This is a genomic window from Amycolatopsis sp. NPDC049868 (genome assembly GCF_044461365.1).
Taxonomy (GTDB): Bacteria; Actinomycetota; Actinomycetes; order Mycobacteriales; family Pseudonocardiaceae; genus Amycolatopsis.
This window is the reverse complement of record NZ_JBITKV010000004.1, coordinates 568,255-582,333: the sequence shown is the minus strand read 5'-3', so window position 1 is coordinate 582,333 and position 14,079 is coordinate 568,255. Positions and strand designations below refer to the sequence as shown.

15 protein-coding genes are annotated in these 14,079 nt (G+C 68.9%); 9 read left to right on the top strand and 6 right to left on the bottom strand.

The window, feature by feature from the left end; translation table 11 throughout:
- Positions 1 to 185: 185 nt before the first annotated feature.
- Positions 186 to 1,976 carry a hypothetical protein gene (locus ACIBTM_RS21245; RefSeq protein WP_395878765.1) on the bottom strand — a complete coding sequence of 597 codons (1,791 nt, stop codon included), beginning with the start codon at positions 1,974 to 1,976 and terminating at the stop codon, positions 186 to 188.
- Between the two features lie 112 nt (positions 1,977 to 2,088).
- Between ACIBTM_RS21245 and ACIBTM_RS21240 the strand changes: the two genes are divergently transcribed.
- Genes ACIBTM_RS21240 through ACIBTM_RS21230 form a run of 3 tightly spaced genes read left to right on the top strand, consistent with a single transcriptional unit; the run spans position 2,089 to position 3,808 of the window.
- Positions 2,089 to 2,445: a hypothetical protein gene (locus ACIBTM_RS21240; RefSeq protein ID WP_395878764.1), complete on the top strand. Its 357-nt coding sequence runs from the start codon at positions 2,089 to 2,091 to the stop codon at positions 2,443 to 2,445.
- Positions 2,442 to 3,665 (top strand): hypothetical protein, encoded by a 1,224-nt coding sequence (locus tag ACIBTM_RS21235; RefSeq protein ID WP_395878763.1) that lies wholly within the window; start codon positions 2,442 to 2,444, stop codon positions 3,663 to 3,665. Before ACIBTM_RS21240 ends, ACIBTM_RS21235 begins: the two co-directional genes overlap by 4 nt.
- Positions 3,662 to 3,808, top strand: a complete 147-nt coding sequence (locus tag ACIBTM_RS21230) for a hypothetical protein (protein WP_395878762.1) — start codon at positions 3,662 to 3,664, stop codon at positions 3,806 to 3,808. The genes ACIBTM_RS21235 and ACIBTM_RS21230 overlap by 4 nt, the downstream gene beginning before the upstream one ends.
- Positions 3,809 to 3,812: 4 nt before the next feature.
- Here ACIBTM_RS21230 and ACIBTM_RS21225 read toward each other — a convergent pair whose 3' ends face one another.
- The gene (locus tag ACIBTM_RS21225) at positions 3,813 to 4,373 is read right to left on the bottom strand and encodes a TetR/AcrR family transcriptional regulator (RefSeq protein WP_395878761.1); all 561 of its coding nucleotides are present in this window, start codon (positions 4,371 to 4,373) and stop codon (positions 3,813 to 3,815) included.
- 119 nt (positions 4,374 to 4,492) lie between these two features.
- Between ACIBTM_RS21225 and ACIBTM_RS21220 the strand changes: the two genes are divergently transcribed.
- Positions 4,493 to 5,071, top strand: a complete 579-nt coding sequence (locus tag ACIBTM_RS21220; protein ID WP_395878760.1) for a DUF2867 domain-containing protein — start codon at positions 4,493 to 4,495, stop codon at positions 5,069 to 5,071.
- 62 nt (positions 5,072 to 5,133) lie between these two features.
- On the opposite strand, the gene ACIBTM_RS21215 is transcribed toward ACIBTM_RS21220, so the two are convergent.
- Positions 5,134 to 5,571, bottom strand: a complete 438-nt coding sequence (locus ACIBTM_RS21215) for a winged helix-turn-helix transcriptional regulator (RefSeq protein ID WP_395878759.1) — start codon at positions 5,569 to 5,571, stop codon at positions 5,134 to 5,136.
- 89 nt (positions 5,572 to 5,660) lie between these two features.
- Between ACIBTM_RS21215 and ACIBTM_RS21210 the strand changes: the two genes are divergently transcribed.
- The 4 genes from ACIBTM_RS21210 (at position 5,661) to sigJ (ending at position 10,266) form a co-directional block, all read left to right on the top strand.
- A complete protein-coding gene (locus ACIBTM_RS21210; RefSeq protein WP_395878758.1) occupies positions 5,661 to 6,842 on the top strand; it encodes a thiolase family protein in 1,182 nt (393 codons plus the stop codon).
- Complete coding sequence (locus tag ACIBTM_RS21205) at positions 6,839 to 7,873, top strand: (4Fe-4S)-binding protein (RefSeq protein WP_395878757.1); 1,035 nt, start codon at positions 6,839 to 6,841, stop codon at positions 7,871 to 7,873. The genes ACIBTM_RS21210 and ACIBTM_RS21205 overlap by 4 nt, the downstream gene beginning before the upstream one ends.
- Positions 7,874 to 7,966: 93 nt before the next feature.
- The gene (locus tag ACIBTM_RS21200; protein ID WP_395878756.1) at positions 7,967 to 9,313 is read left to right on the top strand and encodes an FtsX-like permease family protein; all 1,347 of its coding nucleotides are present in this window, start codon (positions 7,967 to 7,969) and stop codon (positions 9,311 to 9,313) included.
- A gap of 65 nt (positions 9,314 to 9,378) precedes the next feature.
- Complete coding sequence (gene sigJ, locus ACIBTM_RS21195; RefSeq protein ID WP_395878755.1) at positions 9,379 to 10,266, top strand: RNA polymerase sigma factor SigJ; 888 nt, start codon at positions 9,379 to 9,381, stop codon at positions 10,264 to 10,266.
- Between the two features lie 72 nt (positions 10,267 to 10,338).
- Here the strand turns inward: sigJ and ACIBTM_RS21190 are convergent, their stop codons facing one another.
- Entirely contained in the window at positions 10,339 to 11,418 is a 1,080-nt protein-coding gene (locus tag ACIBTM_RS21190) for a glycoside hydrolase family 5 protein (protein ID WP_395878754.1), read from the bottom strand.
- A 135-nt stretch (positions 11,419 to 11,553) separates the two neighbouring features.
- Between ACIBTM_RS21190 and ACIBTM_RS21185 the strand changes: the two genes are divergently transcribed.
- Positions 11,554 to 12,348 carry a PIG-L deacetylase family protein gene (locus ACIBTM_RS21185; protein WP_395878753.1) on the top strand — a complete coding sequence of 265 codons (795 nt, stop codon included), beginning with the start codon at positions 11,554 to 11,556 and terminating at the stop codon, positions 12,346 to 12,348.
- Here the strand turns inward: ACIBTM_RS21185 and ACIBTM_RS21180 are convergent.
- Positions 12,337 to 12,918 carry a CGNR zinc finger domain-containing protein gene (locus tag ACIBTM_RS21180; RefSeq protein ID WP_395878752.1) on the bottom strand — a complete coding sequence of 194 codons (582 nt, stop codon included), beginning with the start codon at positions 12,916 to 12,918 and terminating at the stop codon, positions 12,337 to 12,339. The two genes, ACIBTM_RS21185 and ACIBTM_RS21180, sit on opposite strands and share 12 nt — an antisense overlap.
- A 185-nt stretch (positions 12,919 to 13,103) precedes the next feature.
- Positions 13,104 to 13,949, bottom strand: a complete 846-nt coding sequence (locus ACIBTM_RS21175; RefSeq protein ID WP_395878751.1) for an LLM class flavin-dependent oxidoreductase — start codon at positions 13,947 to 13,949, stop codon at positions 13,104 to 13,106.
- Between the last annotated feature and the right edge of the window lie 130 nt (positions 13,950 to 14,079).

Below are 14,079 nucleotides of genomic sequence, written 5' to 3'. Positions count from 1 at the left end.
TTTGGCGTGCGAACCGGCGACACGTGCGGTGTCCTGGGTATTCAAGGGAAGCGGGCTTGCAAAAGTCTTGCGCGCGATGATGCCCAATCGATACGTGCGACGAAGTGCGAGCAAAGCGTTTCGTCCTCTGGATGCGGTGGTTGCACACGCAAGTACCGCATCCAGAGGACGAAACGCGAGAGACGTCAGCCGACGGAGACCTCACGCCGCCGCGCGGCGGCAGCGGCCGCGTAGAGCCACGCGAACAGCGCCCACATCCCGGCGAAGATGAGCCCGACGGTCACGTACGCGACCGTCCACAGCACGGCGGGCGTCTCCGACTTCCGCTCCCGTTGCAGGAACTCGATCTCGGACATGAACGGGCGGGTGCCGGACGTCGCGTCGATCGACGGCGCGTTCGCCGCCGGGTCGGCGGGCGCGTAGATCGGGGCGAGCCCCATCACCCGGTTCGGGACGTGCACGCGGATCCCGGTCTTCCACTGGCCGAACACCGGCAGCGGCTGGGCCGTGCGGTACACCCCGTCGCCGATCTTCTCCAGCGGCGCGGTGAAGAAGTCGCCGCCCTGCCAGGCGAATCCGTTCAGCCAGACGGCGTCGTCGGCCAGGTCGGGCCGCGAGATCGTGACGGTCGCGTCGACCCAGCGGGGCGTGCCGCCGCCGTGCGGGTTCGAGATCGGCAGCCCGGTCGCGGCTTCGGTCAGCCGGACGTCCGCGGTGAACCCCGGTTCCGGATCCGCCGGGACGGCGACCGCCGACATCAGGGCGACCGCGCCCAGCGCGCCGACGAGCCCGACCGCGTGCCGGGGACCGGCCGCGGGCACCCGCGTCGCCGTCTCCTCCACTCGCTGGTACTGCCAGACCCCGATGAACGCGCCCGCGAGCGCCGCACCGGTCCCGAACAGGACGAACAGCGGCAGATGCGCCGTGGGCCAGGGATTCGGCATCAGCCATCGGGTCAACGCCGCCTCGGCGAGCATCCCGGCCGTCCCCACGAGCAGACCGGCGACGGCGGCGAACGTGTAGCCCTGCCGGTTGCGCATCGCGAAGGCGACGACCTCGATGATCACCGCTTCGGCGACGTACGGCAGCAGCGATGCCACGTGCAGGTCGGCGAACAGTGGGATGACGGCGAACGAAGCACGGGAAGCGAGGAAGACCACGAGGACGATCAGCGCGCCGCCGGGGCCCCAGGACAGCCGGCCGTAGGTCAGCGTCCAGGCCCCGATCAGGCCGACGAGCACGACCTGCGACAGCATCGGGAACTGCGGGACGCCGAGATCGAACTCCATGAGGAACGCCGAAGCGCCCATCATCCAAGCGCCGGCGAGGACCGGGCCGAGCAGGCGCACGACCGGTCCGGTCGCGCCGACCTGGCGCGCCTCGCCGAGCAGCAGTTGCAGACCCAGTACGACGCAGACACCGCCGCCGATCATCAGGACGTGCGTCGGCCCCCATTCGGTGACGTCCTGACCGAACAGGCGGTGCCAGACGTCGTCGAGCGGGAAGCCCGCGATGCCGACCAGCCCGGTCGCCATCATCTGGATGGATCCCATCGGCGCCCGCCAGTGCGGACCGATCTTGAACGTGCGCTTGGGCAGGTCCTTCGTGGCCAGTGTCGCGCTGAGCACGCCACTGGCGAAGATGCCCATCAGTCCGAAGTAGATCGGGTAGTGCGACGGGTTCGCGAGCGGTCCTTCGTCACGGCCGAGCTCCATGTGGATCGGCACGTCCCAGTAGACGCCGATCAGCGCCGACATCCCGGAGAGGAAGGCGACGAACATCGGCAACGCCGCCCAGCGTGGCAGACCGGTGAGCCCGCCCATCCAGTCCGCGACGCGACCGGCGACCGTCCGCTTCCCCGCGCGCTCGCGAAGCACGAAGAGGGCCAAGGGCAGGAAGACCGCGGTGAACATCAGGCCCGCGATGACGATCTGCCCGAATTGCGCGCCGCCGGCAGGCGGGCTCTCCTGAGCCATGAACACCGTTCTCGCCTTCCTGCTAACGTGAGTAACTGTTACCTTGGGGTAACACGATAGGCGCAAGGTTCCGACCGGGCAAGCCGGGGCGTACGACTTGGAGGACACCTCGATGCGGAGGATCTGCGGGATCACCGTGGCCGCACTGCTGGCCGTGACCGGCTGCTCGGGATCGACCGGCTCCGAACCGATGCCTGCCACCGGCACCCGGGCAGTCCAGTTCTCGATCACCGACGGCAAGCGCACGGCGGGTCCCGAGGAGGTCGCGGTGCGCACCGGCGAGAACGTCGCGCTCGAAGTCACCTCCGACCAGCCGGACGAACTTCACGTCCACGGCTACGACAAGGCGGCCCAGCTCGCTCCCGGCGTTCCGGGGACGGTCGCCTTCACCGCGAACATCGACGGGATCTTCGAGGTGGAACTGCACAAGAGCGGCGCGGCGGTGACCAGGCTCCGGGTGAGCGGATGATCCTGGCGCACGGGCTCGGCGGCCGGTCCGACCTGCCGGTCCCGCTGTGGCTCGCGCTCTACGCGGGAGCGGCGGCCGTCGTGGTCTCCTTCTTCGCGCTCACCGTGCTCTGGAAAGAGCCCAAACTCCGCGGCGCCGACGCCGGGCGCCCTCTTCCCCTTGCCCTGCAACGGCTCGTCGACAGCGCGTTCTCGCGGTTCACGCTGCGCCTGCTCGGCGTGGTGCTGTTCGCGGGCTTCCTGGCGACGGCATGGGCCGGTCCCGGCAGTTCGGCCGACAACCCGGCTCCAGCCTGGTTCTACGCCTGGTTCTGGGTCGGACTCGTTCCGCTCTCGCTCCTGTTCGGCCCGGTCTGGCGGCGGCTGAATCCACTGAGGACGGTCGCGTCGCTGTTCCCGTCCCGACACCGCGAACTCCCGGACCGGCTCGGCTACCTGCCCGCGATCGTCAGCCTCCTGGCGTTCTTGTGGCTGGAACTGGTGTTCCCGTATTCGGATTCGCCTCGCGCGATCGCTCTTTTCGGCACCGTGTATGCCGTTATACACATTGCACTCGGCGTGGTGTTCGGTCCGCGCTGGTTCGACCGCGGCGACGCTTTCGAGGTCTACGCGCGTCTGATCGCGGCCCTCTCCCCGTTCGGCAGGCGCGGCGACGGACGGTTGGTGGTCCGGAATCCGCTGAACGGCCTGCTCACCATCTCCCCCGCGCCGTGGCTGACCGCGCTGGTGCTGGTGGTGCTCGGCTCGACCGCGTTCGACGGTCTCACCCGGCTCCCGTTCTGGACGTCGCTGGACGCCGGTGTCCTCGGCGGCACCGCCGGACTCGCGGCGTGCGTCGCGCTCACCTACGGCGCCTACGCGGGCGCCATCAGCCTGACCAGGCCGTACCTGCGCCGAGGTTTCGACCCGTATCCCGCGTTCGCGCCTTCGCTGATCCCGATCATGGTCGGCTACACGGTGGCGCATTACTTCTCGTTCGCCGTGTTCTCGGGCCAGCAGGGCTTCGGCCGAGCGATCGACTACACGATCGTGTCGACCGGCGTGATCGCGCTGGTGCAGATCGCCGGAATCGTCGCCGGGCACGTGCTGGCCGTAACCTCGGCACATGATCGTTCGGTCGGCGTGCTGCGCGCGAACTACGTCAAGGTGGGCCAGTACCCGATGCTGGCGCTGATGATCGGCTACACCGCGCTCGGGATCGCGCTGGTCTCCGGCTCATGACCATCGCGGCGCGGGTGGTGATGATGCACCAGGGCGGCTGGGACGAGATCCTCATCTTCGTCGGCCCCGTGGTGATCATCGGACTGCTCATCTACGTGGCACGCAAACAGGCCCCGACCACGCCGGAGGAAGACGACGAGTAGCCGGTCATCCGACGGGCCCGCCGCCGAGAAGCAACGCCCCGGCCAGCTCGGTGACCTCGTCCCGCGACCGGCCGTCGTGGTCGGCGGCCATGAAGTGCTTGCCGATCAGCAGCGAGAACGCCAGCAGGCAGCGGGCTTCGACCTCGTCCTCGTCGGCGAAGATCTCGCGCATGAGGGAACGCAGGTAGTCCATCCGCTGGTTGTCGACCCGCCGGAGCCGTTCGGCGACCACCTGGTCGCGCCGGGCCCAATCCCGGATGGCGAGGTCGATCGGCAGCAGACGTTCGCCGGCGAGCAGTCCCGCACGCCGGATCTTCGCCCTGGCGTCGCCACCTTCGCTCTCGACGCTCTCGTACAGCAGGTCGGTGCTCATCCGCTCCCAGGTGGCGAGCATTTCCTCCAGCAGCGCGCCCCGGTCGGCGAAATGGCCGTAGAAGCCCCCTTTGGTGACACCCAGGGCTTTCGCGAGCACCTCGACGCGGACCGCGTCGGGGCCTCCGGCGGCGAGGGCGGTCAGCCCCGCGTCGATCCAGGCGCTCGGCGGGGTCCGGGTTTCGGCGGCCATGGGTTCACCGTATCTCCCGTCACTCCAGCACCAGGAGGACGATATATACGCTACCGTACAGATGGCGGAAGCTCACTGGGAGGAACAACGACGATGACTGTCGGATCCGTGGTGCCGCGATGAAACTCGCGAATACGGCCCACACCACCCGCACTTGGCGAATCCACGAGATCGCCGGGGACTTCGATCTCGAAGACGTCTGGGCGCTCGACACACCCGGCGGGCCGGACGACTTCAGCAAACTGGTGAAGCAGTTCTCGTCGGGGAACTTCCCTGGCGAGGCACCGCTCCCCGTCCGGGCACTGTGGGCGCTGCGCTGGAAGCTCGGCGGACTGCTCGGGCTGGACAAGCGGAGTTCCGGTCTCGACACCCGGGTGGGATCGCTCCGCGGCAAACTGCCGCAAGACCTCCGCGAAACACCCACCGGCCCGGACGAGGACTGGCTGCCGTTCACCCCGCTCTACCGGCTCGAAGACGAGTTCGCCGCCGAGATGGCGAACCGGACCATGCACGGCGTCCTGCACATCGCGTGGGTCGAGGACGGACAGGGCGGATATCGCGGCCAGATGGCGGTGCTGGTGAAACCCAACGGCCTGCTCGGCCGGATGTACATGGGATTCATCAAGCCGTTCCGGTACCTGATCATCTATCCGGCGCTGATGCGGATGATCGCGCGGGAGTGGCGGACCCGCGGCTAGCGGCGTTCCGTGAAGGCCTCCTTGAGGACGCAGGGTCGCTCAAGGAGGCCTTCACGGACAGCTCAAGAGCGGCGCGTGGTGCGCACCAGCGTCATGTCCTTCTCCCGCACCGGTTCATGGCAGTGCGCGCACACTGTCTCCGGCGCGAGCACCTCACCGCACGAATGCCGCCACACCGTCGGCGGCGGCCCCTCGGTGACATACGTGTCGCCCCAGGCCATCAGGTTCAGCAGCACGTGGTTGAGAGCGTGCCCCGCCTCGGTGAGCACGTACTCGTAGCGCGGCGGATGCTCCTCGTAGAGCCGTTTTTCGAGGATTCCCGTCTCGACGAGCTTCCGCAGCCGCGCGGTCAGGATGTCCCGGCTCGCCCCGGTGTTGCGGACGATCTGGTCGAACCGCCGCGCCCCGAGGAACACCTCACGCAGTGCGAGCAGGCTCCAGCGCTCCCCGATCACCTCCATCGCGTTGGCGATCGAGCAATCCCTCGGTCCTTCGGTCATGCGACCAGCGTAAACCCGGTGAGTCTTGATTTCCAACCCACTCGATGCCACAGTGAGTTGGAGATCCCAACTCACTACTGGAGGCAGCCGTGCACGACGCGGTCATCGTCGACGCCGTCCGTACCCCGATCGGCAAGGGCAAGCCCGGTGGCGCCCTGCATGACATCCACCCGGTCCAGCTGCTCGCCCATACGTTGCGGGCGCTCGTCGAGCGCAACGGCCTCGAACCGGAGCTGATCGACGACGTCATCGGCGGCGCGGTCGATCAGGTCGGCGAACAGGCCCAGAACGTCACGCGATGGGCGGCACTCGCCGCCGGGCTCCCGGAAAGCGTGCCCGCGACCACCGTCGACCGGCAATGCGGGAGCAGCCAGCAGGCGGTGCACTTCGCCGCGCAAGGTGTGATGGCCGGCGCGTACGACGTCGTCATCGCCTGCGGTGTCGAGTCCATGAGCCGGGTCCCGATGTGGTCCAACGTGCTGCCGGGCACCGATCCGCTCGGTCCCGGCGTCGCGGAGCGCTATCCGGAAGGCCTGGTCCCCCAAGGGATCAGCGCCGAACTCATCGCCGCGAAGTGGTCGCTCAGCCGGGAAGCGATGGACGAGTTCGCCCTGTCCTCGCACCAAAAAGCGGCGCGGGCACACGACCTCGGGCGGTTCGCGAGCCAGATCGTGCCGATCGAGACGTCCTCGGGCAGGGTGTCCACCGACGAGTCCGTCCGGCCGGGCACCGACCTCGAAACCCTCGCCAAACTGCGCCCGTCGTTCCAGGACGCGAACGCGGCCGCGCGATTCCCGCAGATCGACTGGTCGGTGACCGCGGGCAACAGCAGCCCGATCAACGACGGCGCCTCCGCCGTGCTCATCACCTCCAGCGAGACCGCGGCAAGACTGGGCCTCCGGCCGCGCGCCCGCCTGCACAGTTTCGCCGTCACCGGATCCGACCCCTTGCTCATGCTCACCGGCGTCATCCCGGCGACGGAGAAGGTGCTGCGGCGCGCGGGGCTGAGCCTGGCGGACATCGACCTGTTCGAGATCAACGAGGCCTTCGCCAGTGTTGTGCTGGCTTGGCAGCAGGAGACCGGGGCCGACCCGGCCAAGGTGAACGTCCACGGCGGCGCGATCGCGCTGGGCCATCCGCTCGGCGCGAGCGGGACCCGGCTGATGGGCACGCTGGTCAACGCGTTGCACCACCACGGCGCCCGGTACGGCCTGCAGGCCATGTGCGAAGGCGGCGGCCAGGCCAACGCGACCATCCTGGAGGCGTTGTGACCGACCGGCTCCCCAGGAAGCTGAAGGATCACCCCTCGGTGCGGGCGGTGCTCGCGAAACCGCGGGACAAACCCTCACCGGTCATCGACGCCGCCTGGCTCAAGGAGATCTGCCTCGCCGCCGGCGCCGACGACGCGGCCGCGGTCTCGCTCGACCACCCGGATCTGGCGGGCGAACGCGAGCACGTCCAGCGCGCGCTGCCCGGTACCAAGACCCTCGTATCCCTCGTGGTGCGGATGAACCGCGACGACGTCCGCTCCCCCGCCCGCAGCGTCGCCAACCAGGAGTTCCATCGCAGCGGCGAGATCATCAACGAGGCCGGTCACACGATCGTCCGGACGCTGCAGGACGCCGGATACCGCGCGATCAACCCGTCCGCGACGTTCCCGATGGAGATGGAGCACTACCCCGGCCGGATCTGGGTCGTCGCGCACAAAACGGTCGCCGTGGCGGCCGGTCTCGGCGCCATGGGGCTGCACCGCAACGTCATCCACCCGAAATTCGGCAACTTCGTGCTCCTGGCGACCTTGCTGGTCGACGCCGAGGTGTCCACCTACGGCGAAGCGCTCGACTACAACCCTTGCCTGGAGTGCAAGCTGTGCGTCGCCGCCTGCCCGATCGGCGCGATCTCGAAAACCGGCGAGTTCGACTTCCTCGCCTGTTCGACGCACAACTACCGCGAGTTCATGAGCGGCTTCACCGACTGGGCGCAGACCGTGGCCGACAGCGAGGACGCCGCCGATTTCCGGTCCAGGGTGACCGACTCGGAGAACGTGTCGATGTGGCAGAGCCTCGCGTTCAAGCCGAACTACAAGGCCGCGTACTGCATGGCGGTCTGCCCGGCGGGCGAAGACGTGCTCGGGCCTTACCTCGAAGACCGGCGCGGTTTCCTCGGAACGGTGGTGAAACCCTTGCAGGACAAGGTGGAGACGCTGTATGTGCGGGAAGGTTCACCGGCGAAGGCCTACGCCGAACGCCGCTTCCCCCATAAACCGGTGAAGGAGGTCGACGGCGGCTACCCGCGGCGGTAGGGCCGCCCCTACCCCGCGCCCGGGGGCCTGTCCCATGTCCGGCGTCGCCGGTGCTCCCTAACCTGGCGGCAAAGCCTGGGGAGGACCTTCCGCATGATCGCGACCAAGCTGGCGTTCTCGTCGCTCCGCCGCCGCCCCGCCGGATTCATCGCGAGCTTCGTCGCGCTGTTCTTCGGCGCCACTATCCTGATGACGTTCGCGTCCCTTTTGGACACTCGGACGGCCGCCGGCCCGGAGGCCGCGAAGACCTTGCTGATCATGGCGAGTGTCGTCGGCGGCTGGGGCTTGGTGATCGTCCTGTTCGCGACGCTTTCGACGCTCTCCCTCCTGATCCGGCAGCGCGCTCCGGAGATGGCGCTGCTGAAGAGCGCCGGCGCGACGCCGTCGCAGATCGGCCGGATGATCGTCGGCGAAGCGGCGGTCGTCGCCGTCCTCGCCACGGCCACGGCCGTCGCGCCATCGGTCTTCGCCGGGCGGTGGCTGGTCACGCTGCTCGGCGACACCGGCCGCATCCCAGCCGGACTAGAGGCGCGGTTCGGCCTGATCGCGGTGTCCATGGGCACCGGCATCACACTCCTCGCCGCACTTGTCGCCGCCACGCTCGCCGCACGGCGAGTGACCAGGCGCGGGGCCATGGAGGCGATTCGCGAGGCGGGGATCGACACCCGGCCGGCAGGCAGGCTCCGGATGATCGGCGCCGTGATCGCCCTGGCCTCCGGCCTCGGGTGCGGAGTGGTGACGATGACCGTGTTCACCGGGACCGAGCCCGCGTTGATGGCGGTCGGTGGCCAGGGCGCGATCCTCGCCGCGATCGGTTTCGCACTCCTCTCCCCGGCGCTGCTCGGCCCGGTCGCCGCGGTGCTGGCCGCTCCGCTGCGGCGCGCGGGCGTCAGTGGTCATCTCACGGCGGCGCACCTTCGCGTCCGCGGCCGACAGCTGGCCGGGGTGCTGGTGCCGATCATCCTGTTCACCGGCATCGCGACCGGGACGCTGTACATGCAGGCCATCGAGAACTCGGCGGGCACCGCGCCCGCGACCATCGCGAACAGCATCGAGACCCTGAACTACGTCGTCGTCGGGATGATCGCGCTGTTCGCCGCCGTGATGCTGGTGAACACCGTCGTGGCCGCGATCGCCGGACGCCGCCGCGAGTTCGGACAACAACGGCTCATCGGTTCGACACCGTCGCAGGTCCTGCGGCTCGTCGGTACCGAAGGCACCGTCCTGGTGGCGGTCGGTGTCCTGTTCGGCTCGCTCTCCGCTGTCGTCACCGTCCTCCCGTACAGCGTCGCCAGGACCGGGAGCCCGGTGCCGGACGAGACGATCGGGGTCTACCTCGCCGTCGTCACGATCGCCGTGGTCCTGACACTCGGTTCGCACGTGGGTGCGGCGGCGAAGGCGATGCGTACCCCGGCGATCCAGGCGGGCACCCGCGGCTGAAGGCCTGTCACATCTTCGTTCCCCCACGCGTCAGGGTTACGACTGAGCGATGAAGGATGGGGACCGTGGACGAACACGACTGGCTGGCGCGGCGCTTCGAAGGGCACCGGACGCATCTGAGGGCGGTGGCGTACCGGATGCTCGGTTCGCTGAGCGAGGCGGACGACGCCGTGCAGGAGGCTTGGCTGAGGCTGAGCCGGTCGGACTCCGGCGAGGTGGACAACCTCGGCGGCTGGCTGACCACCGTCGTCGGCCGGATCTGCCTCGACATGCTGCGCTCGCGCAAGTCCCGGCCGGAAGAGCCTGTGGGCGCCCAGCTCCCCGACCCGATCATCGGCCGTGAAGGCGGGATCGATCCGGAACACCAGGCCCTGCTGGCGGATTCGGTCGGGCTAGCGCTCCTGGTCGTGCTCGACACCCTGGACCCCGCCGAGCGGCTGGCGTTCGTCCTGCACGACATGTTCGCCCTGCCGTTCGACGAGATCGCGCTGATCGTGGGCCGGTCTTCCGCGGCGACACGGCAGCTCGCCAGCCGCGCGCGCCGCCGTCTGCAGGGTTCGCCGACGGTCCCGGACGCGGACCTGGGCCGTCAGCGGGAAGTCGTCGACGCGTTCTTCGCCGCCGCGCGGGGCGGCGACTTCGACGCCTTGGTCTCGGTGCTCGACCCGGACGTCATCCTGCGCGCCGAGGGCGGCGCGGCTCCGGCGGGGACCACGCGTTTCGTGCGCGGGGCGGCCACGGTCGCGAGCCAGGCGCTCATGTTCCGGTCGGCGGGAGACGGCGGGGTCCCGCGACCCGCGCTGGTCAACGGCGCGGCCGGGATGGTCGTCACCAAGGACGGCGTCCCGACGACGGTCTTCGCGTTCACTGTCGTGGGCGGGAAGATCGCGGCGATCGACATCCTCGCCGACCCGGACCGGCTCGCCGCGCTGGACTTCGAGCCGCTCGGCTGAAGTGTCAGGAAAGGGTCGTTCAGGACGTTTTCCGTCCTGAACGACCCTTTCCTGACGTGCGCGCTGCCGGGATCAGGAGGTCGGGAAGTTGTCCGCGGTGCGGATGCGGTCCCGGATCCAGACACCGGCGGGCTTCAGCGGAGCCGTACCGGTGAACGAGCTGCCAGAGCAGGTGCCCGGCTTGAACACCGCGCCCGAGCGGCTGTCGTCGGAGAAGTTCCAGTTGGTCCAGCTGATCTTCTTCGACGCCAGGAAGTCGAGGTACTTCTGGGAGTTGGTGAAGTCGTTACCGCCGTCACCGCTGGCGGTCTGGGTGCCGAACTCGGTCACGAAGAGCGGGATCTTGCTCGCGGCCCGGCTCAGCGCGTTGAAGTACTCGGTTTTGTGCGACGCCGCGTAGAAGTGGAACGTGTACATGAAGTTGGTGGCACGCACCGGGTTGTTGATGATGTCGGTCTCGTTGCGGCCGTCGGAGATGCCGAGCGAGCCCCAGCCGTGGGTGCCCACCAGTACGACGCCGTCTGAGTCCTGGGCACGGATGACCGGGATCATCTGCTCCGCATAGCTGCGGACACGGTCCCAGCTGACGTTGTTGGGCTCGTTGGCGATGTCGTAGATGATGTTGGTCTTGTCCTTGTGCCGCTGGGCGATCTCGGTGAAGAACGTCTTGGCGCGGCTGAGGTTCGCGTTCGGGTCGCCGGGGGTGAGCTGATGCCAGTCGACCAGGGCGTACATCCCGCGTTTGGTGGCCTCTTCGATGTACCCGTGCACCATGTCGGTGAACTTGCGCGGGTTGGTCTCGTAGCCGCCTTCCTGGATGTACATCGAGATCCGGAGGACGTCGGCCTTCCAGTCGTTGGCCAGCGCGTCGAGCGAAGCGGTCTTCACGCACTGGCTGTACCACTGGATCCCGTGGGTGCTCATGCCCCGGAGCTGGATCGGCTTGCCGGCGGAGTTGCAGAGCTGGAGGCCACAGACCTTCAGCTGCCCGTTGATCGCCGCCGGACTGCCCGGCGGCAGCGCGGCGGCGGCCTGCGTTGCGGGCTCTGCCGCGGTCTCGGTCGCCATCGAGGTGCTCGCGGCGGCGACCGGGGCCAGCAGCCCGGCGGCCAGTGCGGCCGTCACCCGGAGACGGATCTTGTCCCAACGCATTCGGCTTCTCCTCTCGCATCGACGGCACCGACGTCGGTGCGCCGACGGTCAGGGCGGCGGAGTTAAATAGGAAACTTTCCTTACTATTGGAAAGTAAAGGGAAGATTACCCACAGGGTCCACAGACGGTCAAGAGTTGACCACCGACGGTTTCGACGACCTCGGGCATGCTCGGATCGTGACGACCATCGTGGCCTTCCACGCCCACCCCGACGACGAAGCCCTGCTGACCGGGGGCACCCTCGCCCGCGCCGCCGCGGACGGCCACCGGGTCGTCCTCGTGGTCGCCACCATCGGCATGCGGGGCGCGGATGCGGCGCGCCGGACCGAACTCGAAGCGAGCGCGAAGGTGCTGGGCGTCGATCGGGTCGTCCATCTCGGCTACGCGGGCAGCGGCCACGGCGCGATCCTCTACCCGGATCCGCCGGGCTGGGTCCGGTTCGTCCGCGCGGACACCGACGAAGCCGCGGCGCGACTCTTGGCGATCCTGCGCGCGGAGAAGGCGTCCGTACTGCTGAGCTACGACCGCAACGGTGGCTATGGCCACCGCGACCACGTCAAGGTGCACGAGGTCGGGAAGAGGGCGGCGGAGCTCGCCGGCGACGTCCGGCTGCTGGAGGCCACGATCCCCCGCGACGTCGTCGCGCGGCTGGTGCGGATCGTGCGCCTGACGCGGATCCCGTTCCGCTACGACGTCGACGCGCTTCTCCGCGCCTACAGTGCCCGCTCGGAGATCACGTACACCTTCGACGTCCGGCGTTTCGCGCGCCAGAAGCAGGCGGCGATCGCCGCCCATTCCTCACAGGTGAAGGGGGACGGCAGGCTGGCGCCGCTGATGCGGGTCCTGACCCGGCTCCCGGCGCCGCTCTTCGGCCTCGCGTTCAACCGCGAGTGGTACGTCGACGCGACGCCGCGCGCATCACGGTCCTGACCGGCGGGCGCGATACGCGGCGGCCTTCACCCGGTTCTGGCAGGCGAGCCCGCAGAACCGCTTGATCTGCGCTTGGCTCGCGTCGATGTACACCTGATCGCAGCGCGGTGCCGCGCACAGCCCGACGCGATGCGGGATGTGGTCGCCGAACGCCGCGGCCACCGACACCGCGAGCCCGGCCGCCCACTGCTGGACGAGGTCGGCGTCGGGACCGTGGAAATGCAGATGCCAGGACTGTTCGCCGTGGCGTTGCAGGGACGGACGGGCCTTGCTGTCGACGAGCATCCGGTTGAGCAGCCCCGCCGCCTCGTCGTGTTCCCGCCGGGACAGCGACTCGATGATCTCCCGCAGCCGCGACGCCAGATTCCGCAACCGCTCCGCGGTGAGCAGGTCGATCTGACCGTTCCCGGTTCCGTCGCCGCCGAGTGCTTCGGTGACGACGCGGACGAGATCGTGACCACCGAGCGCGGATTTCGGCTTGCCGTGGACGTGCTCCCCGGTCAACGCGTTGATCAGCGCGACCCCGGTTTCCAGTCGCATCGCGTGGTGTCCGTCGGGCTCGTCGACCATTCGACCCCTCCCCCTCGCGTCACTGGTTCGCAGGACGCCCGCGGTGACGCTACCAAAGGCGAGCGACACCGCAAGGGCGATGAAGTCGTTCGGAGCAACGGAATCCTACGGAAGGCGTAGCATCGGTCCACTGTGGACAGAAGCGACCCTGACGGGCGCCTTCAGGTAGCCCGAGCGGCGGCCGCTCACCATCGAGGCGGACCGGCGTCCACGATCTTCTGCGAGAGCTCCAGCGGGTCGAGGTGCATCAGCGACTCCATCCACCAGGTCATCCCGGCCTGCCCCAGCGCGGGCAGATCGACCTTGATCGGCTCCTCCCATGCCGGGCTCGCGTTCCCGGCCACGGCGACGTCGAAGGGACGGCCCGGTTCCAGCCCGGCCAGACCGAGCGCGCGGTGGGTCTCGGCGATCTCCTCGGCGGCCGGCGTGCGATCCTCCGGGTTCGGGAAGATCCCGTCGCACAGCGCCGCGCGCCGGACGACGCGTGGGTTGTCAGTGGAACTCGCCACCCAGATCGGGATCGGGAACGGCTCGGGCGGCGCCTCGGCGAGCGCGACCTGATAGTGCGCGCCGTCGTGGTCGAACCGCCTGCCGGACCAGATCGCGCGGATGACGTCGAGGCCTTCGTCGAACATCGCCGACCGGGTCAGCAGGTCGGTCTGCTCACCGAATCGGCTGAAGTCACCGGATTCGTCCGAACCCAGCCCGGTGCCGAGGATCAATCTGCCGCCGGAGAGCCGGCTGACCGTCGACGCGTGCCGCGCGACCACCCACGGGCGGCGCCGGGCGGGCGGCGTGATCATCGGGCCGAAGAGCAGCCTGCTGGTCGCGTGCGCGATGGCGCCGAGTGTCGTCCATGGATCCGCGATGGGCATGGTGTCCGCGACCACGTGGTCCCACAGGAAGAACCCGTCCCAGCCCGCCGCCTCGGCGCGCACGGCGAGGTCGACGAGCACCCCAGGCTCACCGAACGGGCCGAAAGGCGGCAGATAGACGGCATGGCGAACCGTGCTGCCGGTCAAGTCGATCATCTCCCCAACGTCATCGTCGAAGTCCCCGGACGGCCGCTTGTTTACGCCGTTCACTCACGTTAGCGTCCGGAAGATGGCGGACGACGGTGAACGATCGACGAAGTGGCCGGAGCATCGGAGAAGGTTACGC

Bases quoted from the DNA above. Each gene is read 5' to 3' on its own strand.
- ACIBTM_RS21245 (WP_395878765.1), bottom strand. From the start codon at position 1,976: ATGGCTCAGGAGAGCCCGCCTGCCGGCGGCGCGCAATTCGGGCAGATC.
- ACIBTM_RS21240 (WP_395878764.1), top strand. From the start codon at position 2,089: ATGCGGAGGATCTGCGGGATCACCGTGGCCGCACTGCTGGCCGTGACC.
- ACIBTM_RS21235 (WP_395878763.1), top strand. From the start codon at position 2,442: ATGATCCTGGCGCACGGGCTCGGCGGCCGGTCCGACCTGCCGGTCCCG.
- ACIBTM_RS21230 (WP_395878762.1), top strand. From the start codon at position 3,662: ATGACCATCGCGGCGCGGGTGGTGATGATGCACCAGGGCGGCTGGGAC.
- ACIBTM_RS21225 (WP_395878761.1), bottom strand. From the start codon at position 4,373: ATGGCCGCCGAAACCCGGACCCCGCCGAGCGCCTGGATCGACGCGGGG.
- ACIBTM_RS21220 (WP_395878760.1), top strand. From the start codon at position 4,493: ATGAAACTCGCGAATACGGCCCACACCACCCGCACTTGGCGAATCCAC.
- ACIBTM_RS21215 (WP_395878759.1), bottom strand. From the start codon at position 5,571: ATGACCGAAGGACCGAGGGATTGCTCGATCGCCAACGCGATGGAGGTG.
- ACIBTM_RS21200 (WP_395878756.1), top strand. From the start codon at position 7,967: ATGATCGCGACCAAGCTGGCGTTCTCGTCGCTCCGCCGCCGCCCCGCC.
- ACIBTM_RS21190 (WP_395878754.1), bottom strand. From the start codon at position 11,418: ATGCGTTGGGACAAGATCCGTCTCCGGGTGACGGCCGCACTGGCCGCC.
- ACIBTM_RS21180 (WP_395878752.1), bottom strand. From the start codon at position 12,918: ATGGTCGACGAGCCCGACGGACACCACGCGATGCGACTGGAAACCGGG.
- ACIBTM_RS21175 (WP_395878751.1), bottom strand. From the start codon at position 13,949: ATGATCGACTTGACCGGCAGCACGGTTCGCCATGCCGTCTATCTGCCG.